The sequence below is a fragment of the Latilactobacillus parasakei genome, assembly GCF_049674265.1.
Taxonomy (GTDB): Bacteria; Bacillota; Bacilli; order Lactobacillales; family Lactobacillaceae; genus Latilactobacillus; species Latilactobacillus sakei.
In genome coordinates this window covers 2041209-2067531 of the sequence record NZ_CP186861.1, presented here as the reverse complement: position 1 = coordinate 2067531, position 26323 = coordinate 2041209, and the positions used below count along the sequence as shown (strand labels likewise).

At 40.8% G+C, this 26323-nt stretch carries 24 protein-coding genes and 1 other annotated feature (1 of these 25 running past the window's edge); of the genes, 7 read left to right on the top strand and 17 right to left on the bottom strand.

Translation table 11 applies throughout. From position 1 onward, the window contains the following. Window positions 1–106 (bottom strand) — a binding site (T-box leader) (it extends 101 nt beyond the left edge of the window). Window positions 107–129: 23 nt separating this feature from the next. Further along, complete coding sequence (locus ACPBEH_RS10280) at window positions 130–2124, bottom strand: LysM peptidoglycan-binding domain-containing protein (RefSeq protein WP_424349108.1); 1995 nt, start codon at window positions 2122–2124, stop codon at window positions 130–132. 188 nt (window positions 2125–2312) lie between these two features. Between ACPBEH_RS10280 and ACPBEH_RS10275 the strand changes: the two genes are divergently transcribed. After that, entirely contained in the window at window positions 2313–2951 is a 639-nt protein-coding gene (locus ACPBEH_RS10275; RefSeq protein WP_424349107.1) for a phosphatase PAP2 family protein, read from the top strand. An 18-nt stretch (window positions 2952–2969) separates the two neighbouring features. Next, entirely contained in the window at window positions 2970–3530 is a 561-nt protein-coding gene (locus tag ACPBEH_RS10270) for a class I SAM-dependent methyltransferase (RefSeq protein ID WP_424349106.1), read from the top strand. 62 nt (window positions 3531–3592) lie between these two features. On the opposite strand, the gene ACPBEH_RS10265 is transcribed toward ACPBEH_RS10270, so the two are convergent. The 5 genes from ACPBEH_RS10265 to ACPBEH_RS10245 all read right to left on the bottom strand — a co-directional run bounded on the left by ACPBEH_RS10265 (window position 3593) and on the right by ACPBEH_RS10245 (window position 7829). After that, a complete protein-coding gene (locus tag ACPBEH_RS10265) occupies window positions 3593–4222 on the bottom strand; it encodes a copper homeostasis protein CutC (protein WP_424349105.1) in 630 nt (209 codons plus the stop codon). A gap of 248 nt (window positions 4223–4470) precedes the next feature. After that, entirely contained in the window at window positions 4471–5307 is an 837-nt protein-coding gene (locus ACPBEH_RS10260; protein WP_424349104.1) for an undecaprenyl-diphosphate phosphatase, read from the bottom strand. A 134-nt stretch (window positions 5308–5441) separates the two neighbouring features. Next, a complete protein-coding gene (locus ACPBEH_RS10255; protein WP_424349103.1) occupies window positions 5442–6362 on the bottom strand; it encodes an RluA family pseudouridine synthase in 921 nt (306 codons plus the stop codon). Beyond that, window positions 6352–7158: an NAD kinase gene (locus tag ACPBEH_RS10250; RefSeq protein ID WP_011375135.1), complete on the bottom strand. Its 807-nt coding sequence runs from the start codon at window positions 7156–7158 to the stop codon at window positions 6352–6354. The genes ACPBEH_RS10255 and ACPBEH_RS10250 overlap by 11 nt, the downstream gene beginning before the upstream one ends. Continuing rightward, a complete protein-coding gene (locus tag ACPBEH_RS10245) occupies window positions 7155–7829 on the bottom strand; it encodes a GTP pyrophosphokinase (protein ID WP_424349102.1) in 675 nt (224 codons plus the stop codon). Before ACPBEH_RS10245 ends, ACPBEH_RS10250 begins: the two co-directional genes overlap by 4 nt. Before the next feature lie 146 nt (window positions 7830–7975). On the opposite strand from ACPBEH_RS10245, the gene ACPBEH_RS10240 reads away from it, so the two are divergent. Further along, window positions 7976–8557, top strand: a complete 582-nt coding sequence (locus tag ACPBEH_RS10240) for a CYTH domain-containing protein (protein ID WP_424349101.1) — start codon at window positions 7976–7978, stop codon at window positions 8555–8557. 86 nt (window positions 8558–8643) lie between these two features. Next, on the top strand, window positions 8644–9279 hold the full coding sequence (locus ACPBEH_RS10235) for a ClpXP adapter SpxH family protein (RefSeq protein WP_424350070.1): 636 nt from the start codon (window positions 8644–8646) through the stop codon (window positions 9277–9279). A gap of 52 nt (window positions 9280–9331) precedes the next feature. Here the strand turns inward: ACPBEH_RS10235 and ACPBEH_RS10230 are convergent, their stop codons facing one another. From ACPBEH_RS10230 to ACPBEH_RS10200, 7 genes are all read right to left on the bottom strand, one after another. Then, window positions 9332–10306: a competence protein CoiA gene (locus tag ACPBEH_RS10230; RefSeq protein ID WP_424349100.1), complete on the bottom strand. Its 975-nt coding sequence runs from the start codon at window positions 10304–10306 to the stop codon at window positions 9332–9334. A gap of 63 nt (window positions 10307–10369) precedes the next feature. Beyond that, window positions 10370–11059 carry an adaptor protein MecA gene (locus ACPBEH_RS10225; protein ID WP_035145735.1) on the bottom strand — a complete coding sequence of 230 codons (690 nt, stop codon included), beginning with the start codon at window positions 11057–11059 and terminating at the stop codon, window positions 10370–10372. A 173-nt stretch (window positions 11060–11232) separates the two neighbouring features. Continuing rightward, complete coding sequence (gene spxA / locus ACPBEH_RS10220) at window positions 11233–11631, bottom strand: transcriptional regulator SpxA (RefSeq protein ID WP_011375141.1); 399 nt, start codon at window positions 11629–11631, stop codon at window positions 11233–11235. A gap of 325 nt (window positions 11632–11956) precedes the next feature. Then, window positions 11957–12697 carry an MBL fold metallo-hydrolase gene (locus tag ACPBEH_RS10215; RefSeq protein ID WP_310572918.1) on the bottom strand — a complete coding sequence of 247 codons (741 nt, stop codon included), beginning with the start codon at window positions 12695–12697 and terminating at the stop codon, window positions 11957–11959. Between the two features lie 129 nt (window positions 12698–12826). After that, a complete protein-coding gene (locus tag ACPBEH_RS10210; RefSeq protein ID WP_424349099.1) occupies window positions 12827–13612 on the bottom strand; it encodes a DUF975 family protein in 786 nt (261 codons plus the stop codon). A gap of 17 nt (window positions 13613–13629) precedes the next feature. Further along, entirely contained in the window at window positions 13630–15729 is a 2100-nt protein-coding gene (locus ACPBEH_RS10205) for an FtsX-like permease family protein (protein ID WP_424349098.1), read from the bottom strand. After that, window positions 15707–16483 carry an ABC transporter ATP-binding protein gene (locus ACPBEH_RS10200; protein WP_424349097.1) on the bottom strand — a complete coding sequence of 259 codons (777 nt, stop codon included), beginning with the start codon at window positions 16481–16483 and terminating at the stop codon, window positions 15707–15709. Before ACPBEH_RS10200 ends, ACPBEH_RS10205 begins: the two co-directional genes overlap by 23 nt. Window positions 16484–16622: 139 nt before the next feature. On the opposite strand from ACPBEH_RS10200, the gene ACPBEH_RS10195 reads away from it, so the two are divergent. The 3 genes from ACPBEH_RS10195 to ACPBEH_RS10185 all read left to right on the top strand — a co-directional run bounded on the left by ACPBEH_RS10195 (window position 16623) and on the right by ACPBEH_RS10185 (window position 19650). Continuing rightward, on the top strand, window positions 16623–17297 hold the full coding sequence (locus tag ACPBEH_RS10195) for a response regulator transcription factor (RefSeq protein ID WP_011375146.1): 675 nt from the start codon (window positions 16623–16625) through the stop codon (window positions 17295–17297). Window positions 17298–17306: 9 nt separating this feature from the next. Further along, window positions 17307–18374, top strand: coding sequence for a HAMP domain-containing histidine kinase (locus tag ACPBEH_RS10190; protein WP_424349096.1), 1068 nt, complete (start codon window positions 17307–17309; stop codon window positions 18372–18374). A gap of 109 nt (window positions 18375–18483) precedes the next feature. Continuing rightward, window positions 18484–19650, top strand: a complete 1167-nt coding sequence (locus ACPBEH_RS10185) for a hypothetical protein (RefSeq protein WP_424349095.1) — start codon at window positions 18484–18486, stop codon at window positions 19648–19650. A 33-nt stretch (window positions 19651–19683) separates the two neighbouring features. Here the strand turns inward: ACPBEH_RS10185 and ACPBEH_RS10180 are convergent, their stop codons facing one another. The 4 genes from ACPBEH_RS10180 to ACPBEH_RS10165 form a co-directional block, all read right to left on the bottom strand. After that, the gene (locus tag ACPBEH_RS10180) at window positions 19684–20979 is read right to left on the bottom strand and encodes a PTS sugar transporter subunit IIC (RefSeq protein ID WP_085391509.1); all 1296 of its coding nucleotides are present in this window, start codon (window positions 20977–20979) and stop codon (window positions 19684–19686) included. Window positions 20980–21225: 246 nt separating this feature from the next. Next, window positions 21226–21807, bottom strand: coding sequence for an anaerobic ribonucleoside-triphosphate reductase activating protein (gene nrdG, locus ACPBEH_RS10175; RefSeq protein ID WP_104964389.1), 582 nt, complete (start codon window positions 21805–21807; stop codon window positions 21226–21228). Between the two features lie 27 nt (window positions 21808–21834). Then, window positions 21835–24051 carry an anaerobic ribonucleoside-triphosphate reductase gene (nrdD, locus tag ACPBEH_RS10170; RefSeq protein WP_424349094.1) on the bottom strand — a complete coding sequence of 739 codons (2217 nt, stop codon included), beginning with the start codon at window positions 24049–24051 and terminating at the stop codon, window positions 21835–21837. Between the two features lie 200 nt (window positions 24052–24251). After that, window positions 24252–26321, bottom strand: a complete 2070-nt coding sequence (locus ACPBEH_RS10165; protein WP_424349093.1) for a heavy metal translocating P-type ATPase — start codon at window positions 26319–26321, stop codon at window positions 24252–24254. Window positions 26322–26323: the final 2 nt, after the last annotated feature.

The window sequence follows — 26323 nt, the reverse complement described above, 5'->3', positions numbered from 1 at the left end:
AATAGAAAACTCAAAGGTGAGTTCGCTAAGTTCAACGACGTGTTCGCACTAACCACACGCTCTCTGGACGTTTCACTTAACTACTAATCCCTCTCAACGTTAAATAATTGTTCTTAGCATACCAAACTCTTACTTCAATTTCAAGACTTGGCCAACTAAGATTAAATCTGAGCGTAAATTATTGGCAGTCTTCAATTGGCTAATTGTCGTGCCATTTTTTTGAGCGATTGACCATAGGCTATCACCTGATTTAACGGTATAAGACTTTGTTTTATTAGGCGTCGTTTGATTGTTATTGTTAGTTGTTGTTTTACCAGCACTGACTTTTAACACTTGACCTGGATAAATAAAATTATTTTTAATGTTATTTAAACGAACCAATTCAGCCATTGAGATTCCTGATTGTTGTGAAATCCGCCATACTGAATCACCAGCTTTGACCTTGTAGGTTTTAGCGGTTGTCGTTGTTGAGCCATTGTTATTATTACTACTGCTATTGTTGTTGTTATTTGTTGGAGGTGTTGTTTGTCCCGTTGATTTTTGACCAACAATTAATTTTTGACCAGGATAGATGAAGTTATTACGGATATTATTCCACTTCACCAAGTTCGCCATTGAAACACCATAACGGTTTGAGATTGCCCAAACTGAATCGCCAGACTTAACCGTGTAAGTTTGGTTATTCGCCGGTGTTGTTGGGTTCGTTGGATTTGTCGGTTTAGTTGGATTCGTTGGTGTTGTTGGGTTTGTTGTTTGTTTAGCAGAAACAATCAACACATCGCCCGGGTGGATCATGTTATTTTTAATGTTATTCCAGCTAATTAACGTATTCATTGAAATACCGTAACGCTTAGCAATGCCGTAAACTGAATCGCCGGCTTTAACTGTGTATTTTTCACCATTTGTTGGTTTAGTTGGATTGGTTGGTGTCGTCGGATTCGTTGGTGTTGTTGGTTTGTTAGCCGAAACAATTAAGACATCACCAGGATGAATCATGTTATTTTTAATGTTATTCCAACTGATTAAAGTACTCATTGAAATTCCATAACGTTTAGCAATGCCGTAAACTGAATCGCCGGCTTTAACCGTGTATTTTTCGCCATTTGTTGGTTTGGTTGGCGTTGTTGGATTGGTTGGGGTTGTCACTGTCCCGCCACCATTGTTACCACTTGTCGCAGGTGTGTCATATTGTGTTAAATTATATTGTTGGATCAGACGATTTAAACTAGCCGCATAGTTCGTAGCTGTTGCATAGCGACCTTGAAGATATTGTGTCGCGTTTTGGTAGCTTGTTGTGTGACTCTTAAAGGCGCCTTGATAATAAGGTGTTGATCCAAAAGAAGTATTCTTCAAAACATGCACGTAATCTTGTAGTGATTGGTAGTATGAAGGATATTTACGGAAAGCAGCGTTGATTTGGTAAAGATTACCATGACCATCATCTTCGTTTGTTAGCATGTAGACAGAGCTACCGTTGTAACTCCCTTTAACACCGAATAAGTTGTAGTTAGGGGCTTTGCCTAAAGCACTATTCCCGAAACCTGATTCAAGAGACGCTTGGGCAATCATCACTGAAGCATACAAATCATTTTCACTTGCCAATTGACGTGCTGAGCTAGCAATTGAATTGATGAAAGTTGATGCACTGGTTGATGAATAAGCCATAATCGCTTGGGCTGTTGCGATATTAGCACCCGTATTTTGTGTGCCAACAACTGGTTGTGCTTGTGTTGGTTTAGGTTGAGCTGTGGCAGCTTTATTGGCATCATTTTCAGTCACTTGCGGCTTCACAACTGGTTGTGATTGGCTTTGACTACTACTTGTCGTTTGGCTTGATTGACTCTGACTACTACTTGTTACTTCAGTTGTACTGCTTGTCGTGCTATTAGCAACACTACTTGTACTTGTTGTTGCTGTATTAAGGTTTGTTTCACTAGCGCTGACTGTCGCAACAGCCGCCTTCGCTTTACCGCTTACGAGACTAGGTGCAACCGCAGATCCCATCAAGAAACTAGCCCCTGCAAAAGTCGTCATATGCCGTACTTTCTTATTCCGTAGTTCCTTTTTTTGACGGTTCAAAATTCTTTTTTGGATCGCGATTCTTTGTTTTCTAGTCTCTTTCAACGTAAAAACCTCCATATAATTTTTTCTAAAGTAATAGCTTTCTTTATTAAGTTTATCTAAAATATATTATAATATTAATAATCCTATAAAACAACGTATATGTTACAAGTGGTTAATAATCGTTTTAAAAACATTTCAAGAATAGCGAACATTAACGTTGTCATTATAGACTTTGAAAGGGGTTCACTATGTCTCATCAAAAGCAACAACTCACGTCAGTGATAGTGGGCTTTTCACTATTTACAATTATTTTAGTCGGTCTACTAAACCATGCAGCTTGGATTAACATTGTCGACAGCACTATCAGCCAGATGGTCCGCAGTGTCGCATCACCACTAACAACCACCCTCGCAGTCGCAGTCACAAGCATAGGTAATCCTTATAGTATGCTGGGATTAACAGTCGTAGCAACACTCACACTACTCTTCATCCGCCAAACAAACGCCGCCCTCTTTTTATTAGTCAATATGGCGGTTTTCAGCAGTTTAAACCACATCATTAAAGAATGGGTTGCTCGACCCAGACCTAACGCACATCATTTGGTCGTCGCCAACGGTTTTAGTTTTCCCAGCGGGCATTCTTCCGGCGCGCTATTATTTTTTGGCTCATTGAGCATTATCGCCACCTACCTGATAAAAAAACGCTATTGGCGGTACCTGTTAATTAGTGTTTGCTTAATATTCACGTTACTAATTGGCGTTAGTCGCATCTACGTTCAAGTGCACTACCCAACCGATGTCTTTGCGGGGTTCATGCTTGCCCTAATCGGATTAGGTCTTTCGTGGTATTATTTTGATAGCTACCATCTATTGCAGCGAAAATCGTAATTAAAGGGGATTTTTATCATGCTACTTGATCAGCCAAGTTCTTTTGCCCATTTTCTATTGGACCAAGCCGTTCGACCAGGCGATGTTGTGATTGACGCCACCGTAGGTCATGGTGATGACACTTTATTTTTAGCAGAAAAGGTTGCCGATTACGGCCATGTTTATGGTTTTGATATCCAAAAAGAAGCACTCGCTACTTGTCAAAAACGATTAACCACTGCCAATCTCAATCAGCAAGTTTCCCTCATCAATCAAGGTCACGAGCGAATCATCACCGCTCTCCCCGCTGATTTAAAAGTGCAAGCGGCCATCTTCAGTCTTGGCTCGCTCCGATCGGAAACACCTCAAAGTGTCACGCTACCCAATACGACAATTTCGGCCTATCACCAAGTCTTGTCTCGCCTCAATCGAGGTGGGATGTTACTATTTATCATCGATAATCGTTTCTTTCAATCAGAAGAAGAAATCCACTATTTGGTCGCAGATTTAACGCGATTGAACCCTGAACGCTATGCCGTTCGTCATTTCCAAGGGGTCAACCAAGATGTCGGTCAATTACTGACCGTAATCAAAAAATAAAAAGGTTTCCGGATAAAAGTTATTTTTATCCGGAAACCTTTTTTGATTGCGCAATTTTTTATTTAACCAACGATTTTAGTGCCGTGTGCTTCTGTCACGTTTAATCGTTCAGTAATACCTGCGACGTTTTCAGCTGTAATACCACCGCCTGGTAAAATACCTAAGCGACCATCAGCTAAGCGCACAAGTTCTTGAAGCCGTTCTTCATTTAACGGTGCCGTTAATGGGCCACCATGCGTTAAAATGCGTTTAACGTCGTGTTCAACTAGCCAGTCGATTGCTTCGGCTTGGTCAGCTGCTGCTAATTCGTCAAAAGCCATATGGAAAACAACTTGCATCCCATTGGCAGCCCCAATTAGCATTTCCATTGCTTCATCATCAATCTTATTGTCAGGCGTTAAACAACCCACGACAATCCCGTCGGCGCCTAATTCTTGTGCTGAAAAAATATCAGCTTCCATGATTTTTAATTCTTGATCATTATAGACAAAGTTGCCACCACGAGGGCGAATCATGACCATTACTGGCACATCATGTTCATGTGCGTAACGTACTGATTCAGCCATAACACCACGACTAACCGTGGTACCACCAACAGCTAAGTTGTCATTTAATTCAATTCGTTTGGCACCATTACGAATGGCAGCCGGAATTTCGGTGAAATTTTCGACACAAACTTCTTTGATTAACATGGGAAAACCTCCAATTTTTATTTTAAACGTGCTTTTTGGGTTGCAACAACTTCCGCTTAATCTAAAATTTCTATTAATGCTCAGTTGCTAAGCGCACCCAAAAGCACTCATATCCAAACGTACTTTTTATTGGCAACTTTCTGTGCCTAGTTCTATCCGTCAAATCACCGACGCTGTCGGTAATTCGCCGGATTGACTAGTGCTCAGAGTCAAACCGCTTTAAACGCACTTTGCACTCAAACGCGCTCTTATAAGAACATTGCACCTAATACCAATACCCCTAGGATAATCCGGTACCAACCGAAGACCTTGAAGTCGTTTTTCTTGATGTAACCCATCAAGAACTTGATTGAGATAATTGAAATGATGAATGAAACGACCATCCCGACCAATAAAATGATTGATTGATCCCCGGTAAAGGTATTACCTTGATAGAAGAACTTACCAATCTTCAAGATGCTGACCCCAATCATCGTTGGAATTGCCATGAAGAATGAGAATTCAGCCCCAACAAAACGTGATGTCCCAATTAAAATCGCCCCTAAAATCGTTGCTCCTGAACGTGATGTCCCAGGAATAATTGATAAGGCTTGGAAACAGCCAATCCAAAAGGCAGTTAACCAAGGTAACGTATTTAAATCTGCAAATTTGGGTGTGCGTTGTTTATTGCGGTTTTCAATAATGATAAATAAAATACCATATAAAATTAACATACTTGCGACAACCCAGTTTTGCATTAAATGTTCGTCCATCCAATCATTCAATGGGAAGCCAATAATCACTGACGGAATAACCGCCAAAATAACCTTAAACCATAAAGTCCATGTTTGCTTTTGCTCTAATTGATTCTTCTGCGGTGAAAATGGGTTCAATTTATGGAAGTATAAAACGACAACGGCCAAAATAGCCCCAAATTGAATGACGTAATTAAACATATCCATAAAGGCTTTTGATTCGCCCATTTTTAAAACACTACCTACTAAGACTAAATGGCCCGTTGAACTAATCGGTAACCATTCCGTAAAACCTTCGACAACCCCTAAAATAATTGCCTTAATCACATTTAAAGTTAACACAATCTCCATCCCTCCATGAAACGTAGTCGTTCTCTAGTATACTAATTTCAAATCTAGAATGCGACTTAAATTAGAAGTTTAAGGTTTTTTTATTAAAATTAAACACAAAAAAAGACCGCTAAATCACGGCCTTTTGCTTATTTTTAGAGTGTTGTTTCATCAAAATCAAACTGACGTTGCGCTAAAACAGCACTAAAATCAGCTGGCACTGGGCTTTTCACCGTAATTGTTCGTTCTTCAAATGGATGATAAAACGTCAATTGGCGGCAATGAAGCGCTTGGCGTGGCAATAAATCATCAGATTCACCGTAGAGGTTATCGCCAATTAGCGAATGCCCTATCGACGCAAAATGAACTCGAATCTGATGCGTCCGGCCTGTTAGTAACTTTAATTTAACGAGTGTCGCACCATCACCGTGAGCGGCTTGCCAATATTCGGTCAATGACCGCTTACCACCTTCACCGACCACCCGGCGCATATAGAATTCTTCCGAGCGTTTAATCGGACGATCAATCCACGCATGTTGCGGTAAATCCTCGCGCATATCACCACTGGCAATTGCGATATACGTTTTTTGTAATTCTTTCGACTGTAACTGCCGATCCAACAAACTATGTGCAAACCCATGCTTAGTGAACATCATCAAGCCGCTCGTATCACGGTCCAAACGCGTGACGACATGGACCGCGAGGCTTTCAGCTTGTTCATCAATTAAATACTGCTTCACAAAGTTAGCCATCGTATTATTCGGATGGTTGGGTGCTGGCAGCGAAGCCACAAAAGCCGGTTTATCAACAATCAAGAAGTGATCATCTTCATAGGCAATTTTTAAATCACCCTTGACAGGGATCACGTGTTCCACCGCAACCTCTGGCGCTAGATAAACCGTCACCACATCATTTTGAACTAGTCTAATATTGGTATGGGCTTCCTGACCGTTCACCAGAATCTGCCCACCTGAGAACTTAATCTTCGATAGCTGACTTCGAGAAATCTCATGTCGTCTTAAAAAATTGCGTAAAATGCAGCCTTCGCTGTCTGTGTATTGCCACTCAAATTTCATGTTTTGACCCAATAAATGCATCTTCGACGCGATCCCAGAAATGGGTGTGTCGGTAACGTGCAAATTGTATTCTTTCTTTTGCAATTTTAAATTGCATTGATTCAATTGGTCGATCCTTAAACGTAAACTGATCAATCGTCACAACGTAATCGCTGGTGCGTGAAGGTTTTAAAAGTAACCACTCATCAGAAGGCAACACAATTGGTGCGGCCAGTGTTCTGTAAACACGATTATTAATCGACGCAATTTCAGTTAATTGCATCGCTTCTAAGCGTGGATGCAAGACCGCCCCACCAATTGATTTGCCGTAAGCCGTTGAGCCAGTTGGTGTCGAAACACATAGCCCATCGCCCCGGAAGCTTTCAAAAAAGTTCTCTTTGATATAAACATCAGTCCGCAAAGTTGCCGCATAACGCCGCAACGTCACTTCGTTCAACGCCAAGAAGTGTTGGACTTCATTGGTATCAGCATAGGTAATCTTAACTTCGAGTAACGGATAACTAATACTCTGACCCAAATCTTCTTGTAAAGCGACTACTAAATCATCAACTTCAAAATCCCGCCAATCCGTATAAAAACCCAGATGCCCTGTATGGACCCCGATAAAGCGGATTTGATCTAGCGCATCAGCATAGCGGTGAAAAGCAGATAGTAACGTCCCATCGCCACCAACTGAAATCACCACTTCTGGTGTTTGTGCGTCCATCGTAAAACCGTTGTTAATTAACTTATTGGTTAGTTTATCAGCCACTTGTCGAGAAGAGCTGCCGTCATTGCTATATACCGTTATTCTCAATCTGGGGCATCTCCTTCAGACTCATTTTCAGTCGCTTTTTCTAAAGCACTCTGCCACTTACCGTATGAAAAGAGCTGTTGTGCTTCTTGAATTTCTTCGCGAATTTCAGACATTTCTTTATCTAACATAAATGATGCTTCGGCTGCCCGTTTTAAACGTGCCTTCAATGTTTCAGGGAATTCCCCTTGATATTTATAATTGAGTGAATGTTCAATCGTTGCCCAGAAATTCATCGACATTGTCCGAATCTGAATTTCTGCCAAGATTAATTTTTCACCGCTGATCAGTTGCACTGGGTATTCAACCACAATATGATATGAGCGATAACCGCTGGGTTTAACGTTTGAAACGTAGTCGCGTTCCTCGATAATCTTCATATCGGTTCGTTGGTGTAATAAGCCCACAATTTCGTGGATATCTTCTACGAACTGACACATAATCCGTAACCCAGCGATATCTTGCATATCTTGTTCCAATAAATCCTCTGTGATATACCGCCGCTGCATTTTTTCTTTGATACTATCTATCGGTTTGACCCGGCCCGTTACAAATTCGATTGGGGCGTGTTCATTATTTTGTTGATATTGTTTACGCATACCACGTAATTTTATTTTCAATTCACTAACGGCTTGTTCATAAGGCATCAGGAATTTTTTCCAATTTTCGACCATAATAACCCCTCATTCAATCTGTCACATACAGCATTATTTTAACATATATTGGAAAAGAATAGATAGGATTCCTCCCAAATCAAATACAATTACAACTTTTCAAATTTATGCTAGGATAGTCTTATTCTCAAAAGGCAGGTTATTAAATGACACAGACCATTGAACGTGAATTTAAAGTCAGTCTCACTGAACAACAATTCAATCAACTGCGGGCCGCCTATTCATGGCCGACACCTTTTACCCAGACCAACTATTACTACGAGCTACCGCAAAATGGTTTGTACCAACGCCATATGGGGTTACGTACGCGCCTCTACCAAGAACAGGCAGAACAGACCTTAAAAGTACCCCAGACTGGTGCGACACGCACCTTGCTGGAAATCACCGATACAATGCCGTTAGCCAGCGCACAGCATTTGATTGATCAACAAACTATTCAGCCTAATCAGCAAATTGCTAAGTACCTAGAAGCAATCGGGATTGATTGGTCAGCCCTTTTCATCTGGGGACAAGCGACTACCAATCGGCAAGTTTTAACACTGCCTAGTGGTCGCTTGACATTAGATCAAACAACCTACCCGGATCAGACAGCTGACTATGAATTAGAACTGGAATTTGACGACGCGACACTCGCCCAACCTTTCTTCCAAGGCATCGTTTCGCGTTTTAAATTAACACAAACGACACCACTCAACAAGATTCAACGTGCTAAAAATCATCAAAGCTAATTAATTGCAAATCCAAAAAAATTTGTTAAAGTAAGACAAGAGCTTTCAATACGAGACTTAAGTTTGGGGGAACCATTTTGTTAGAAGTGTTTTTATATATTAACCCGATCGGCCAACGTTGCTTACACTCCGAAAAGGCACTTTTAAAAATTATCGACGAGGCTGATATGAACATCCATTTCAAGTTCATACCCGTCCTCAACCTACAAAACGTTGAACGTTACATGCAATTTCAAAATTTAAATCGCCGTGACTTAGATTTAAGAAACCACGTCTTTAGTACGATCTATGAAGCAGTCCTAGCTTATAAAGCAGCGACCTTCCAAGGAAGTAAGAAGAGCCAAGCCTTTTTAATGGAACTTCAACAAGTTTTCCAACAACCAGATACCACGCTTGATACTAAATTGGTTTTATCAATTGCTGAAAAAGTTCATCTAGACACCGAAATGTTACTTGAAGATTGGCACAGCGATTTAACCAAACAGGTTTTTGATTCCGATCAACAATTAGCGTGTGAAATGAATATTAAAATGACACCTTCTGCAGTTGCCTTTGACTATTCTAAAGATGACTCAGAAGCGGGCCTATTGATTGAAAATTGTGATTCTTACGACCTCTTGAAAGAGGTTTGTTCTCAGGGAGTGAGTCCTGAAGACACGTACCAAAAATTACAAAAACATAAAGCTAATGTGACTAAAATCGCCTTTCGCGTACTGTCGTAATCCGTCATTCAGCACTTAATAAGCGCCCAAGATTTTAAACAGTCTTGAACGCTTATTTTTTAGCTCGCAAAGCCTGTTGCAGCCTGCAGGTTGGCCAATCTCGAAAAGCTTGTTGGCCAATTAACGGTTGATTTAAGGTGGGACAAAACTGCGAAAATGTTGTTACGGGTTGCTCAGCCAGCCACCACTTTAAGCGACTTTCAAACTGATTCTGCTGATAAAGTGGTGGCACTACCGATTGATAAAAACACCAATCAGGGGCTTTTTGGAGTAACGTTCCTTGTTGGTAACAAAACTGTTGCAAGCGGACAAAGCGCTCATCACGTAGATTTAGTCGTTGCATCAGCCGCGCTCGTTGCCAATTAATCGGCATATTCTGAATATTGTTCGGTTTTAACAAATGATTTTTATTTAAAAATGCGACTAGTTGATGTGATTTAAAGTATTGTGTTTGCCACTGATAGCCTTGAAATTCAAGCGCAACGACGTGATGTTGCAAGACCCAACGGTGCAATTGCGTGCTGTAACAAAATAGATAAAAGCCCCATGCCGGGCAATAATTTAAAAAAGCCAATTGTTGCCGACTAAGATGGCGGGATTTAAAACGGAACCGATCACCAACTATCCAAGTGACCGCCAAACCACTTGCATGATACCCCTGCGTTCGTTTTAACAATTGCGCCGGCGTCAACGGACTACATTGATACTCAATCACTTGTGACTCACAACTGGGCTTTGTTAAATAAACATCGGCCCTCTGCTCAGGATTAACAACCAACTCAAAATCCGCCTGCCACCCCAGCGCATTAGCAAGTGCTGCAATCGCCACCTTACCAGTTTGATGGGCGTCACTTTCACCGCCGCCACCCACCGCTTTGGTTTGATGCGCAAAATAAGGAACAGTCTGCTGACCGCCTTTGAGTTGAACTGGCTTTTGGCACCGCGGGCAAAAATACTGACCGCTTCCAAGTAAGAAGGCATCTCCAGCAGACACCAACTGACCAGCAAGATTCAAAGCCACTTTCATCAAAACACCCCAAGAAAAAATACGCAAAAAAGCCAGTTGATTATTCATCAACTGGCTTTTTAATTAATCTTTAAAATAGTAACGTGTTAATTCCAATGCGCTATTTTCCATTACTCTCTGACCATATTCACTTAAGAAATCAGCAGTGTAATTTGTTTTATGACCAAATTCATTAGCGACCGCTAAATCATCTTGGACAAATGTTTCCGTTGTATTTTCTAAAAAGAAAACTAGTTGTGCATAATATTGATGTTTGTAGACAAAAAGGTTCGAAACACCGCTTTCGATATGCAACTGTTGCGCAAGTGCAATCCAATCTTCAAACGTATCAAATCCTAAAACAACTTGTTTGGTTGGATTATCGGCTTGATTTAAATAAGATTCGATTTCGTCTTCTTCTTCGTCGTCTTCAGAAGATGCCGTATCCCGTTTTAATAGTTGATCCTTAATATATTCCGTAATGCCGTCTTTACCTTGAACCATTTCTGATTGTGCTTTGTTCAAATCGAGATTAGATAAATTCTTACTAATTAATAATTCTAACCCCTGTTCATTAGGTAATACTTGGAAAGTAACCGCGTCATTATTGGCAAAGACGTGATCTTGATCAACTTCTTCTAGAATTGAGTAAAAGAAGCGCTCGATTTTCTTATGATTACTCAATAAATCAAGTCCAGTAATACCCCGTTCTTCTAGATCATCATTTTCCAATAAAACACGAATTGTGTTTTCATCGATTTTTTCCATTCTCATGGGACAACGCCCCTTTCTCTTAGACTATATAGATAGCCTACACAGTATCCTACTCTTTGCTTTACCATACCAGTATCGGACACAACATTCAAGTATCAAACCATTTCCATTCAAAAAAAGATAAGGATTTCGTTTGCTACTAAAAAAGTCGAGGTATCCACCTCGACTTTTCGTTAGAATCCTGCCATTAATTGTGCTTGTTGTAATTCAAGTGCCCGTACTTCGCGTGGTAAGAAACGACGAATTTCATCTTCATTGTAACCAACTTGAAGTCGTTTTTCATCCAAGATAATTGGTCGTCTTAATAGACCAGGATTTTCTTGAACAAGATCTAATAATTCATTAACAGATAAATCATCAATTTTAATATTTAGTTGTTGGAAAATCTTAGAACGTGTTGAAATGATTTCTTCAGTGCCGTCCTCAGTCATTCGCAAAATGGTTTTAATTTCATTTTTATTGAGAGGCTCCGAAAAAATATTGCGTTCTTTAAATGGAATGTTATGTTCCTTTAACCACGCACGAGCTTTACGACAAGATGTACAACTTGGTGAAGTATATAATGTAACCATATGTCTCTCTCCTTTACCTTTTATGAAAGCGGCGATGAATAACTCATCTCCGTCTCATTCTCTCTCTTACAAGAACTTATTATACGCGAAACGACTACTAAAAACTAGTTAATTTCCTTAATTTCTAATTAAATATTAATAATCCCTATTAGACTAATAGTTCTATAATGTACAATAAAAGCGTTTCACTCCGCTCATATCACACTTTACACCTATTACCTCTTTTTTAAAATTATCTTTACCATTTAAAAAAAATTATATTAGCATATTGTTCTCATGATATTTAACTTATTTTTTGTAAGCTAACAACATGACCTATTCTAACCTAGTCTATTTTAATTGTCAAACCCTGTTCGGCAATTGTGATCGGAATTGTCGTTATCACTGTTTTAGCTTGCGCCAATAAAGTCTCTGGTGAGACAGCTTGTGGTAAATGTGTTAGCAATAATTGCTTAACGCCACTGATCTGTGCCAGGTTTGCTGATTGCGTCGTCGTCATGTGCGCCATCTTCCCTTTACGATCGGCCAAGAAGTTAGTGTCAGTCATCAATAAATCCGCACCCTGACAGAACTCAGCTAATCCTGGGAAGTAGGCTGTATCCGCTGTGAAGACCAAGACCTTACCTGTTGTTTCTTCTTCAATTCGAACAGCAAAGGCTGGTACTGGATGTTCAGTCCGCTTAAACGTCACCTTCAAAGGCCCGAGTTGTAGTGTCGTATCTTCCTGATAACCAAACCCCTGCGTTACATTTGGTAAGGTTAAGCTACCAAAGTGCAGTGGGTCTTGTAAATGCCCATAGATTGGCAAGATGGGTTCTTTCTTTTGACCTGCTTGTAGTTGCCAGTAATATTGTAAAACCCCGACATCTGCAATGTGATCATGGTGATAATGCGTCAATAAGACGGCATCTAATTGGAGTGGATCGAGTTCTTTTTCGAGTGCCAAGAGTGCGCCGCTCCCGCAATCGAGTAATAAATGATAATCGCCACTCGTTAAGAGATAACTACTTGTGCCGACCCCCGCGTATGGATAACCGCCATAATAACCTAAAACTGTTAATTCCATTTTAATGAACCACCTTTCTATCTTCCTCTATAGTAGCTCACTAGCCAATTATATTGCACCCTTGTTTTTAAATATTTAGCGTTTTTTAAGCAGCAAAAAAGGATTGGCATGTTAGCCAATCCTTTTTTGCTATTGAATAATTTGAATGCGTTGTTGCTTGATATCTTGGTAAAAGGCCGTCACACTGACGATTAAATATGGATAGAACCAGATAAACCCAATGCCAGCCGTCAAGTAGACCAACAATTCCCAGCCAATAAATGATAACCCTAATCCTAATAATTTCAGCCAGTGGCCTTTTAAAATCAGGACTGACAAGGATAGTAGCATCCGCATTGAAACCTGTGGAAAATCAAATTTAATTAGCACTAAGATTTGATAATACATCAAAATTAATGGTTGCAAGAATGTGATTGCTAGAATCACCAACAAGAATGCTAGCACAGCCGTATATTGTTTTGGATTCTGACTAATCTGCATAATATAAGGTGCCATTGACGTGATGCCATTATACGTGTAACGGAAAACCCTCTGCCAGCCGATTAACTGGTGAAACGGTGCTAGGCCAATCAGTGTTAAGGCCCAATTAAGTAACTGTTGAATGAAATTCAAAATCACTAGATGCGTATAAAACGGTGGTCGGAACAATACGAATGTATCACTGAGACGCGTTTCTTTTTTAATCGTTAATTTATAAGCCGCTAAAAAGACGGCGTTTAAAAAGATAAAATAGAATAAATAGTTGGCAAACGTGTTTAACATTTGATAACCAAATGAATTGGTCTCGAATAAGCCTTGTAACAATGCATCGGTTCCCATTTCGACTAATAGCCAGATGATTACTAAAGTGGCCATCATCTGCCAGTGGCCTTTTAATAGTTGCCGCGCAGTTGCACGATAAGTTCTCAATTGCAAAAAATTTTCCTCCGAGCTTAATATAGTGCATCGTCATTTAACGGTATGTTGACGATACGATTGTAGATTTCAGCAGTCACAAGATAGAATACAAAATAAATCATGATAAAAATGCCACACACAATATAGACTAATTGTAACCCAGGATTATCCAAAAACAAACTCAATAATCGAATCGCAAAAACTGCGTGCAAGGTCCCCAGAATAATGGGTAGTAAAAAGATAATCAGGATTTGGAAATAAATCGTCCGCTTAATTTCCGAATAGGTCATCCCAATTCGTTTTAAAGTCTTATACTGTAAAATCTCCTCCTGAGCTTCTGATAACTGCTTCAGCATGATAATACTTCCGGTCGCCAGCATAAATGTCAACGCAATAAATAAGGCAATATACATATAAAACCCAAAGTTGGCATTCGCACGGTCCTGATTAGGTTTGCGTAATAATAAATCAGCTCGCTCAATGCCATTTGAACCTGCTTTTGTTGTCACCCGGTAGCGTTTGAAGCCATTTTCATTTCTAGTAGTTGTCAGATAACTCTGTTTTTTAGTGTCGTGCGATAAATTAAAAAAGGCACGCATCAATTGCTTATTCCGCCGCTGTTTAGGTGTTAAGTCTATTGCATAAACTTTATCAATCGCCGCTGGCTTAATTTGTTCATAGTATTGATCCGGGACAACTGCCATGTTTAATGCGCCGTAAAAATTGACCGGTACCCCATTAGGATATAGGCGTCGGATATGAATAATTCGCAATTGCGGTATCTCTGGCTGTTTAATTTGAAGTGGAATCCCTTGTTGACTTGCAGATGCCAACCGGTTTCGATGCGGCATCTTAATCATCGTTAAGGGTAAATCAATCATCGCAACAGCCTCGTTAGGCCGCAATTGCGTTGCTGGTAACTTGAATTGGCGCGCCATCAACATATTATACCGCGATAGTGGTAAGACACCGGTCGCACCAGCTTGCATGACCGAATCATTTATCCACGGTGTTGCGACTTCGAATTGTGCGTCGACAATCTTATACGTCGTCGTTGTTATTCGTTTTGGTGTTACTTTTTGCTCACGTAAAATCTGTTCAACATCTGCTTTTTGAAATCTAGAATAAATAATATCCGCAGGAATATTTTCACGTATCGTCTTCTGATTAAAGGTGTAGATCATGGCAGCACTCCCCAGTGCCGTGATGGTAACAGCGCTCAAAATGGTAATCATCCACAGTGTCTTCGCATTTTTCTTAAAGCGGTAACTCAAATTCGTGACACTTAATAAGTGTGTTCCCCGGTAATAGAGTCGCTTCCACCGGCGTTCAAGACGGAGCCAAATCTGCGTATAGGCTTGAAAAAAGGCTAACGTGCCAATAATTTCAAACCACAGGATCATGCCTAGATAGGCAAAATCAATCCCATAACCATAACGCTTTTCAAAATAGGGCATCAAAGTCAAAATATGCTCCGCTAGATAATAACCACTAACAATCAGCGCAACACCTATCAAACCCCAAATCGTCGTCAACCAATTAGGTCTGCGCGTCTTGCGGCTAAATTCGGTAGGGTGTAATAAATTGACCAGTTGATAGCGAAAAATTAAACTACTATTTAATAGGCCAGTTAATAAGAACAGCAAACCAAAAGTAATCGTCGTCTGCTTAATGGCTCCCCAAGAAATCAAAAACGGGATTGCGACGCTGATGCCCATCATCCGTAATAGCAACATCCCAAATAACTTCGATAAAAAGATTCCGAAAAACAGACCAATCAACAATGCAATCGTCCCGATTACTAAACTTTCGGCGAAAAATATCACACTTATTTGTAGCCGCGTAACCCCCATCACGCTGAGCATTCCGACTTCCCGCCGCCTTTTTTTCATAAAAAACAAGTTCGCATACGCCAGAAAAAAGGCTGCAAATAAAATGATAATGATGCTCGCAATTTGAATCGTCCCACCAAAAATTAAACGTTCGCCCGCCGATTTTAGTTTGGACAACACCGGATCAGTTTTGATAGCTGTAAAACAAAAGTAAACAACAATCGCCATAATACAGGCCATCAAGTACGCAGCGTAATCGCGGGCCCGATTAATCGTACTTCTAACGAGGAGTCGTAACAGCATTGTAGCGACCTCCCCCACCAATTGTCGCCTGCATATCAATGATTTGGTTGAAGAATTGTTGTCGATCACCACTGCGGACAATCTCAGAAAAGAGTTGGCCGTCCTTGATGAAAAGAATCCGCCGACAATAACTAGCCGTAAATGCATCATGCGTTACTAATAAAATCGTCGTTTTTTCCTGATGATTAATTTCCGTTAAATACCGTAAAAGTTCGGTTGCTGATTTTGAATCCAAACTCCCCGTCGGTTCATCAGCCAACAATAAAGTCGGATTGGTAATCATCGCCCGACCACACGCAACCCGTTGCCGTTGCCCAATTGAGATTTCATCTGGATAGCGGTCTAATAAACCACCAATTCCAAGAACTTGTGTCACTTGCGCGAGACGTTTTTCAATTAAAGCCACGCTCATTTTATCCAGCGCTAACGGCAATAAAATATTTTCTCTGACCGTCAATGAATCCAATAAATTAAAATCTTGAAAAATAAAGCCTAAGTCATGACGTCTAAAATTAGCTAACTTAGCTTCACGCATTTTCGTCACGACTTGATCCTTAATCATCACCTGCCCATGAGTCGGGCGATCAATCGTTGCAATCATATTTAAAAGCGTCGTCTTACCAGCCCCTGAAGGTCCCATAATACCGACGAATTCCCCTTCTTCAATTTCAAAGGAAATATTATTTAATGCATTCACCAGATTAAACCGATGGCCATAAACTTTAGAAACTTGTTGAACGGCTACCACTGTCATTTTGTCACACTCCCGGATTAACTTGCTTTACATTTTAGCAGAGTTTTACCAAAAAACCCATTTAATCAGACCTTAGTTGGTTGTCTTTTAACTTAAAAATCGGTACTATGAACATAATTATGTCTGAGGAGCGCTTATTATGTTTGAAATTATGATTGTTGAAGATGATCCTACAATTGCTAACTTGATTGCTGAAAACTTAGAGAAATGGCAGTTAAAAGCCATTATCCCCGATGATTTCGATACTATTTTTGATCGTTTTTTAACGGACAAACCCCACTTAGTCCTACTAGATATTAATTTGCCCGTCTATGACGGTTTTTATTGGTGTCGTAAAATTCGTGAAGTTTCTAAAGTGCCTATTATTTTCATCTCTAGCCGTAGCACTAATATGGATATGGTGATGTCGATGAACATGGGCGGGGATGATTTCGTTAACAAGCCCTTTTCAATGGAAGTCTTAATCGCTAAAATCAATGCGCTTTTGCGCCGGACCTACAACTATGTCGATCAAAATACCGACGTTATCGAGCATAACGGCCTCTTGATTAACTTACAAAGTGGTGGGGCACAAGTTGGTGACACTGTCGTTGATCTTTCTAAAAATGAATATAAGTTACTCCAATTTTTGATGCGCCAACACGGTCAAATTGTCAGTCGTGAAAAACTCCTACGGGCGTTATGGGACGACGAACGTTTTGTCGATGACAATACATTAACCGTCAATATCAATCGGCTGCGTAAGAAAATCGAACAAGCTGGTCTAGAAGACTATATTCAAACTAAAATCGGCCAAGGCTACATCATCCCATAAGGAGTAATTATGACCTTTAAAAAATTCATCCGCGATCACCTATTTCACATCGTTTTCTTCTTTGGCGGCATGTTCGTCTTGGACCTTGTCTTATGGCTAGATCCTCACATGCGGCTGGCCAAAGAAACGCTGATGTACCTCGATTTCCTATTAACAATTTTCTTTTGCGCCTTTTTAATTGGCCTTTATCTCTACCATCGCAAATGGTTTCGAACAATCCAGATGCGCCTCAACGCTAAAGAAGAGGCACTCAACTGGCCACTAACCGGCGCTACCTCAGCTGAAAAACAATACTTTCAAAAATACGTTAATTCACTGTTGGACTACCATCAACAAAGCATCGAACGTTTGATGCACGCTCAACAAGACCAAAAAGACTTCATTGACGGCTGGGTTCATGAAAGCAAAGTGCCACTTGCCGCAACGCAATTGTTGGTTGAATCGATTGAAGATCAAATTCCAGAGGAGAAATTTAATCAACTGACAGACGAACTCGTTCAAATCGAACACTATGTCGAACAAGTTCTCTATTACTCTCGGCTCGATAGTTTCTCAAAGGATTATCTAGTTCAAGAATATGCCTTGAAACCGCTCGTCAACCAAACCATCCGCCAAAATCGGAACTACTTTATCCAAAACCGGATTCAATTCAAATTAACCGGTGAGGAGCAAACCGTACTGACAGATGCAAAATGGTTAGTCTTCATCCTGAATCAAATCGTCTCCAATGCTTTGAAATACACGCCTCAAAATGGGCAAATTACAATTGATTTGGCGCATGATGAACAAGGTGTCTGGCTTAGTGTCAGCGATTCTGGTATCGGTATTCCCGCTGAAGATTTACCGCGCGTCTTCGATAAAGGCTTCACTGGCCAAAATGGGCGTCAATCCAATCAGCGCTCAACTGGCCTAGGCCTCTATCTCGCTAAATCGCTAAGTAACAAGCTTGGCCACGAACTTTATGCCAGCTCAACGCCCGGAAATGGTGCAACTTTCAAATTACTCTTTCCCTTTTTAAGTTACTATAATGATCCAGATGGTGAACGTTTGATGGGCAAAGAAAATCATTTTAGATAAATATAATCGGCTGGTTCCCCTTTTTGAAGGTGGTACTAGCCGATTTTTTTATTCACTGACTCGCGCAACTGTTATAATAAGCACATTAACCAGCGAAAGGAACCAACGCATGCGCAAAACAATCATCTTAACACTCACTTCACTACTCCTGCTTACCGGCTGTGGTGTTCAAGCTAAAAAAACGACCCAGTCAACCAAAAGTACGAAACAAGCAACCATCACTAACGTCAAACCAACCACAGAAAAAATTGTCCAAGGTGCCACTCAAACTTGGACCTTCAGCAAAAGGGTTGGTTCACAACAAACAACCAAAGGTGTGTCTGAGCAATTAACCATCTCGCCAACCACCAGAAGCGATGCCCAAATTAACTGGACAACCGGCCAAGGTCAAATTTCTGGTAATACAGTGGTCTACAATCAAGTATCGTTTAAAACCTGGTCTCGGAAAACACGACAAAGTGTTACTAAAGAAGGTCAAGATGATCTTCATTTCATGTCGGTTACCCAAATTAACCAGACACTCAAAAAATTAGGCGCCAACTTCAAAATCGGTAGTTTAAATGATCTTATTTATCTAGAAACAAAGACTAAAACGATGGTTCTTCCTGAAGCAGTCATTGCCAAAGACGACCACCTATACACTATTAATATCGAATACATTACGACTGATCACACCCAAACCCTAGAACGTGGTGAAGTCTTCAATAGTACCGCAACCCAACAAAAAACAACGCAAGTCCCCTTAACGCAGTTAAATGGTACTTGGACTGCAGCCGGCACAACGGCCAGCGCTAACGATAGCGGCAAAGTACTCGTCAAAGACGGCTACCTCTATCAACAACGCTATGACAGTTATGAACGCTCCGCAATTCAATCGCTGGCTTCCGAATCGGCCGCCGCCCTTAGAAAAAGCGCGATGTTCACCGATCAGCAAAGTTCTGCAGCCAAAGCTGGCTACCAACTCACTGGTAAATCAGTTGCCAGTGGCGATAGTATCGGGTACCTCTACCTCTTTGTTAACAATCAAAAATTAGTTCGCATTGGCGAAGGTCTTGCGACCGACTACCAAAAAACAAGCGACCAAGTCTCTGAAAAAGAGTTACCGCAACAAAGTATCACGATTTTCAAGCAAATGGATGCCAAATATCCTGGCGAGGTTGCTTCAACAATCACCACTAAAGCAGATGCTCCAATCGTCGGTATGAGCGCTAGTATCAACTATTTGACGGATGTTACTGCCGGTCAAATTACGGAAAATAAATCAGTTACAAACTAAAAAAAGGAAGACGCTTAGCGTCTTCCTTTTTTATTAGGCAGCTTCTTGTTGTTCGCGAGCAGCTTCTTCTTTTAATGCCATTGATGTGGCAATCTTGATAAATGGCAAGTAGATAATCGTTGAAACGAGTAAGTTAACTGCGGCTAAAACCCCGCCTTGCCAACTAACAGTTGCCATAATCCCGCCGATAATTGGTGGTGTTACCCAAGGTGGCATGATGGTTGCTGCTGGCACTAACCCTGTGCTCGTTGCAAAGTAAGCAATTGTCACTAAGACCATTGGTGTCACAATATATGGAATGAATAGAATTGGATTTAACACAATTGGTAAGCCGAATGTTAATGGTTCGTTGATATTGAAAACGCCAGGTGCGGCACTTAAGTTACCAACAATCATGTATTGTTTGTTCTTGCGACCAACTAACCAGATTGCGAAAATCAAACCTAATGTTGCGCCTGTACCACCTAAGTTAACAAATGAATCAAAGAATGGTTTGTTAACGATATAAGGGGCCACTTTACCTGCTTTGATTGCTGTGATGTTAGCTGTAATAGCAGGTGCATTGATGGTTTGCATGAATGGTTCGATCATATTGGCACCGTGTAACCCGAAGAACCACAAGAATGGTGTAATGAATGCTAATAATAAAGCTGAAGGATAGCTGTTTGCAAGCCCTTGGAATGGTTCTTGAACGGCTTTGTAGAATGATGTCACGATATTTTCGATACCAAAACCTAATAAAATTGTTGCGAATAATGCAAAAATAGAAATTGTAATCATTGATGGTAATAAAGCAGCGAATGATTTAGCAACTGCAGGTGGTACCCCATCAGGCATCTTGATCACTAAGTGTTTGTTACCTAATAAGCGTCTGAGGATTTCAGTTGAAATCATTGCGACAATTAAGGCCACGAATAAGCCCATTGAATCCATGCCAGCCAAGCCACCAACAGCAAAGAAAGAACCTAATGCTGTGACACCTGATGCTAGTGGATTAACATCGTAAGACTTACCTAAGTTATAGGCAACTAGGAAAACGATGAAGACTGACAAGATAGCAAATGTCCCGCTCCAAGCGTTCCCCCCAAATTTAGTCCAAATATAAGCTTTGTCCGCGCCGGTACCAACTGTCTTTGAGAAAACACTATTCATGAAATTGGTATATGCCGGAATTGGTAAGTTATTGAGTAAGGTCGCAAAGGCACCTAAGATCATCAACGGCATTGTTGTCACAAAGGCATCCCGAATGGCAATTAGGTGTCTTTGGTTCCCAACTTTAGCGGCAACTGGTAAGAATCGTTTCTCCATGAAACTGATAAATGAATCCATAAATCTCACTCCCTGTCCTGTTATTTAAAAGCCTGTATAATTGCTATTACAAGTATTATCATAACGGCTTATGTAAGCGTTGTCAAATAATAACCATACTAAAAAGCTTAAATTAGAAAGGTTTTCACTAATAACCAAAAGAAGCACCAACTCACTTAAATCCTGAGTTGATGCTTCTTTTTTAATTTATACGGTATATACCATTCTCTTAAAATAAAATGTTATTTTTTTATTAGTGATGCATCGTTAACGGACTAATTTATCCCAAATAACGGGCTTACCAGCAACCAATGATTTCGGTACATCGATAATACGTTGGTTACTGCTGCCTCTAAACTGTAAGGTTAAATCCATCTTATCTTGCATAAAACGACCGTCCACTAGAATATCGATTTGCGATAACAATTCCAGTTTATCGGGTGACTCGAGCATTAATTCTTCCCAAGTATAACCAGTCCACGACCAAATATCCTTGGTTTGACCGTACGTCTCATGAATACGGTCAACCAATGATAAACACGTTTTTGTATTTAAGAAAGGTTCGCCCCCCAGTAACGTCAACCCTTGAACATACGGTTGACCAAGATCGTCAATGATTTGGTCTTCCAACTCTTTGGTATAGGGCCGACCGTATTTAAAATTCTGGGCGATTCGGTTGTAACACCCTGGGCAGGCAAATAAGCAGCCACTGACATACAAACTACAACGGACACCTTCACCATCAACAAAATTAAATGGTTTGTAATCCGCAATATAATCCTGACTTAGTTCTTCAGATAACCATTCTTGTGGTGCTGGGTTCTTAGGCCCGCGTTTCGTATTTCCCATTGAACAAACTCCTCAACTCAAAACCGTTTATTGTCTTGCAACGTTATTATTATCATTACCAATCGTGATGTGCATATGTTTGACACGACTTGAGATTTCCTTATGACGACCGTGAACCATTGGCCGTTGTTGTGGGTTCCCTAAATAACCGCAGGTCCGTTTAACAACGTCACACGTTGCTGGATCCGTGTTACCACATTGTGGGCATTGGAAGCCCCGTTCAGTTGGCTTAAAGTCGCCCTTGAAACCACACTTGAAACATTGATCAATTGGTGTGTTAGTCCCTAAATAGCCAACACGATCATAAGCATAATCCCAAACGGCTTCTAGGGCCTTAGGATTTTGACGTAGATTTGGGTATTCACAATAGTGAATAAAACCACCGGCACAATATTTAGGATAATCTTTTTCAAAGTCTAACTTTTCAAATGGGGTTGGTGCCTTACGAACATCATAATGGAAACTATTCGTGTAGTATTCCTTATCCGTAATGTTTTCGACAATCCCAAATTTTTGCGTGTCTTTTTGGCAGAAAGTATTCGTTAAACTTTCAGCAGGTGTACTATAAACTGAGAAGTGATACCCGTATTCCTTTTCCCAATCGACACAGTGGTTATAGAGGTCCTTAACCACGTCTAACGTAAATTGCTTAGCAGTTGCATCCTTTTCCCAATCTGGGCCGAAGAAGGCTGCACCGACTTCGTAGAGGCCAATATAGCCCAATGAAACTGTTGCGCGTGAATTCTTGAAGACTTCATCAACACTGTCCGTTTTCTTCAAGCGTTTGCCAAAAGCACCGTAACGATAAAGAATTGGGGCGTTTTCAGGTTTAGCTTCCTTAGCACGTTCCACTTTGAAGACAAGGGCTTCCTTGCAGACCTTCAAGCGTTGTTCTAGGATTTCCCAGAACTTAGCTTGATCGCCAGCCGCTTCAAGCGCAATCCGTGGCAAGTTAACTGTTACAACACCCAAGTTCATACGGCCACTGTTGACCTCTTGTCCTTGTTCGTTCTTCCAGCCTTGTAAGAAACTCCGACACCCCATTGGTGCCTTAAATGAACCTGTTAATTCAACTAACTTGTCGTACATTAAAACATCAGGGTACATCCGTTTAGTTGCACATTCAACAGCTAGTTGTTTAATATCATAGTTTGGATCAGTTGGGGCTAAGTTTAAACCACGTTTAACAGCAAAAACGAGTTTAGGGAAAATAGCCGTTCTCTTTTCCTTACCTAAACCTTCAATCCGAATTTCTAAGATTGCTTTTTGAATGGCACGTTCCATCCAACTTGTCCCTAAACCAAAGCCAAGTGTTGTGAATGGTGTTTGGCCTTGTGATGAATATAAAGTATTAATTTCATATTCCAATGCTTGCATCGCATCATAAATATCTTTTTCAGTCTTAGTTTGGGCGTACGCTGTTTGTTTGGCTTCGCCATCAATCCAGTTTTGAGCATCTGCTAAATGCTTGTCATAGTTCTTCTGTGCAAAAGGTGCCAATAATTCATCAACTCGATCAGCTGAACAGCCACCATATTGACTAGAAGCAACGTTGGCAATGATTTGTGACATTTGGGCCGTAGCTGTTTGGATTGAATGTGGGGCTTCAACTTCGGCATTCCCAATTTTAAAGCCATGATTCAACATTTCTTTAAAATCAATTAAACAACAGTTGGTCATTGGGCTGTAGGGTTGGTAATCCAAATCGTGCCAGTGAATTTCACCTTTTAGATGTGCATTGGCAACCTTAGGTGGTAACATCTTAAGCCCCATTGCCTTAGCAACAGTGCCAGCCGTTAAGTCCCGTTGTGTATTGAATACTTGGCTATCCTTATTGGCATTTTCATTGACCACGGTTTGATCCTTAGCCAATAATTTTTGAATCGTAAAATTGATATCAGTTGCCTTATTGCGGGCAAAATCCCGTTGCGTCCGATAATTAATATATTCCTGGGCAATGTCATATTGATGATGTTCTAATAGTTTATGTTCAACAATATTTTGGATTTCATAGATTTTAACGTCTTTATCAAACCGCGCACCGACTTCACTCACGACATCGGTTGCCACTGAATTTAAAATTTGATAATCAAGTGGTTCTAATTCAGTTTTAACGTTTTTAGCTGCTTTGATAACCGCTTGTTCAATTTTATCCGCTGAAAAGGGTAAAATACGTCCATCTCGTTTGACGACTTTAATCTCTAAAGCCATTTTTGGTTCTTGTTCTTCACGTATTTCCAACATTGCACCAGTCTCCTTTAAAAAATCACTATCCCCATCATAGACGAATTTAAGATGCCAATCAACTATATATAGTGTATTGGACATTAAAAAAGGCGTACACCAACTGTATGTTGTATACGCCAATTGCGCACAACTTTTTCTTTCCCGCGCCCTTATCAGGATTAGCCTGACCGGGTTAAAAAAAGGATTGACAAGTTTGCTTAGTTTTTTAATTTTAATGTCATCGCATTAATCGCTACGACAATTGTTGAAAGCGACATCAAGATGGCGCCAATGGCTGGACTTAAAATTAAGCCCCAAGCGGCAAATAAACCACCCGCCAATGGAATCGCTAAAATGTTGTAGCCAGCTCCCCACCAAAGATTTTGCGTCATCTTCCGACTAGTAGCATGCGCTAAATTCAAGAAGTGCATAATATCATTTGGGTTACTCTTGACCAAGATTACATCTGCGGAATCAATTGCGACATCCGTGCCCGCACCAATCGCAATCCCAATATCAGCTCGCGTCAAACTTGGCGCGTCGTTGACACCATCACCAACCATTAGGACCACTTCGCCCTTTGCTTGATAATCTTTAACTAGCGCTTCCTTATCTTCTGGCTTCAAATTGGCTTGAACCATCATGCCACCTAATTGTTGCGCTACCTTTTCGGCAACCTGCTGATTATCACCCGTCAACATTACCGGTTGAATATGCCGTTTTTTCAACGCCTTGATGAAAGTCAGTGCTTCTGGTTTCAACTGATCACCTTGCGCGACCAATCCTAAGACAGTTTGGCCTTGAATTAAATAACTAATGGAATTACCCTTAGCCGCTAACGTTTCAAAGGCTGCCATATCAAATACGATTTGCTTTTCTTGCAGATAATCGGCCGTAACAATTTGATAGGATTGGCCTTCAATTTCGCCCGTCAGCCCGACCCCTTGAATCGTTTGTACGTTTTCAGCTTGAGGCATCGTAATTTTTTCAGCGTCATTATAAGCCAAAATTCCGGTTGCCAATGGATGACTTGAATGTCGTTCCAAAGCACCCATATAAGCCATCAATTGGTTTTTTGACATCTCGCCAGTTGGTTGAACTGCATTGACCTTAAAAGCCCCTTGCGTCAACGTTCCTGTTTTATCCATTAAGACCATCGTAATTTGATCCGCAACTTCAATGGCTTGACGGTTACGAATTAATAAGCCGTTAGTGGCTGCAATCGCTGTACTCCGAGCAACAACTAATGGAATCGCTAAACCAAGTGCATGCGGACAAGCGATGATGAAGACCGTCACCATTCGTTCAAACGCAGTATTTAAATCAGCTAAGAAAAACCAACTGATAAAAGCAATAATACCAGCCACTAACGCTGCGTAGAAAAGATATTTAGCAACCTTGTCAGCTAAGCCTTCGACTTTTGATTTTTCTTGTTGCGCCTGTTTGATCAACTTCATCACTTGGGCTAAATAACCACTCTCACCAGTCCCCGTGACTTTAACGGTTAATGTCCCGTCGCCATTGACTGTCCCACCAATCACTTGGTCGCCAGTCTTTTTAGCGACTGCTTTGGCTTCACCAGTCACCAATGATTCGTTCACCTGACTTTGACCATTCACCACAAGACCATCTGCTGGGACTTTTTCGCCTGCTGCCACCAACACGGTTTGGCCTTCTTGTAAATCCTTCAAATCAACAGCGTGCTGCTGGCCATCTTGGTCAAGGACTTGGGCTTGACCGGGTAATAAGGCGGCCATCTTCTCCATCGCACTCCCAGCGCTCATGACGGCGTTCATTTCAATCCAGTGACCTAACAACATGATAACGATTAACGTTGCCAGTTCCCAGAAGAAATCCATCACGTGCGTTTGTGGTGCCAAGAAATGGTTGGCAATAAAGGCGTATAAACTATAGCCATACGATACCGTAATCCCCATCGCAATCAACGTCATCATCGCTGGGTTCTTCTCGGCCAATTCGCCCTTTGCGCCTTTTAAGAAGGGTGCCCCACCATAAAAGAATAGGAAGGTTGCTAATAAGAGGACTAACCAATCCGAACCAGGGAACGTGGTTTGAAATGGTAATTTAATCCCCATAAAAGGCGATAATATAATAATCGGAATTGTTGCGACTAATGAGACCCAGAACTTCTGTTTCAAATTACCCATGTGCATCATATGTCCACCATGCATCATCATATCGCCGTGATCATGATCCATATCATGCATATCGTGCATGTCCATTTCCCCCATCTCATGATCGTGCATCTCCATATCATCGTGTTTCATCG

Excerpts from the sequence above, each read along its gene's own strand:
- ACPBEH_RS10180 (WP_085391509.1), bottom strand. The coding sequence starts at position 20,979 with ATGGATTCATTTATCAGTTTCATGGAGAAACGATTCTTACCAGTTGCC.
- ACPBEH_RS10215 (WP_310572918.1), bottom strand. The coding sequence starts at position 12,697 with ATGGAATTAACAGTTTTAGGTTATTATGGCGGTTATCCATACGCGGGG.
- ACPBEH_RS10255 (WP_424349103.1), bottom strand. The coding sequence starts at position 6,362 with ATGAAATTTGAGTGGCAATACACAGACAGCGAAGGCTGCATTTTACGC.
- nrdG (WP_104964389.1), bottom strand. The coding sequence starts at position 21,807 with ATGGGAAATACGAAACGCGGGCCTAAGAACCCAGCACCACAAGAATGG.
- ACPBEH_RS10260 (WP_424349104.1), bottom strand. The coding sequence starts at position 5,307 with ATGGAGATTGTGTTAACTTTAAATGTGATTAAGGCAATTATTTTAGGG.
- ACPBEH_RS10225 (WP_035145735.1), bottom strand. The coding sequence starts at position 11,059 with ATGAGAATGGAAAAAATCGATGAAAACACAATTCGTGTTTTATTGGAA.
- ACPBEH_RS10165 (WP_424349093.1), bottom strand. The coding sequence starts at position 26,321 with ATGAAACACGATGATATGGAGATGCACGATCATGAGATGGGGGAAATG.
- ACPBEH_RS10270 (WP_424349106.1), top strand. The coding sequence starts at position 2,970 with ATGCTACTTGATCAGCCAAGTTCTTTTGCCCATTTTCTATTGGACCAA.
- ACPBEH_RS10245 (WP_424349102.1), bottom strand. The coding sequence starts at position 7,829 with ATGGTCGAAAATTGGAAAAAATTCCTGATGCCTTATGAACAAGCCGTT.
- ACPBEH_RS10190 (WP_424349096.1), top strand. The coding sequence starts at position 17,307 with ATGACCTTTAAAAAATTCATCCGCGATCACCTATTTCACATCGTTTTC.
- spxA (WP_011375141.1), bottom strand. The coding sequence starts at position 11,631 with ATGGTTACATTATATACTTCACCAAGTTGTACATCTTGTCGTAAAGCT.
- ACPBEH_RS10200 (WP_424349097.1), bottom strand. The coding sequence starts at position 16,483 with ATGACAGTGGTAGCCGTTCAACAAGTTTCTAAAGTTTATGGCCATCGG.
- ACPBEH_RS10185 (WP_424349095.1), top strand. The coding sequence starts at position 18,484 with ATGCGCAAAACAATCATCTTAACACTCACTTCACTACTCCTGCTTACC.
- ACPBEH_RS10240 (WP_424349101.1), top strand. The coding sequence starts at position 7,976 with ATGACACAGACCATTGAACGTGAATTTAAAGTCAGTCTCACTGAACAA.
- ACPBEH_RS10230 (WP_424349100.1), bottom strand. The coding sequence starts at position 10,306 with ATGAAAGTGGCTTTGAATCTTGCTGGTCAGTTGGTGTCTGCTGGAGAT.
- ACPBEH_RS10205 (WP_424349098.1), bottom strand. The coding sequence starts at position 15,729 with ATGCTGTTACGACTCCTCGTTAGAAGTACGATTAATCGGGCCCGCGAT.
- ACPBEH_RS10195 (WP_011375146.1), top strand. The coding sequence starts at position 16,623 with ATGTTTGAAATTATGATTGTTGAAGATGATCCTACAATTGCTAACTTG.
- ACPBEH_RS10265 (WP_424349105.1), bottom strand. The coding sequence starts at position 4,222 with ATGTTAATCAAAGAAGTTTGTGTCGAAAATTTCACCGAAATTCCGGCT.
- nrdD (WP_424349094.1), bottom strand. The coding sequence starts at position 24,051 with ATGTTGGAAATACGTGAAGAACAAGAACCAAAAATGGCTTTAGAGATT.
- ACPBEH_RS10275 (WP_424349107.1), top strand. The coding sequence starts at position 2,313 with ATGTCTCATCAAAAGCAACAACTCACGTCAGTGATAGTGGGCTTTTCA.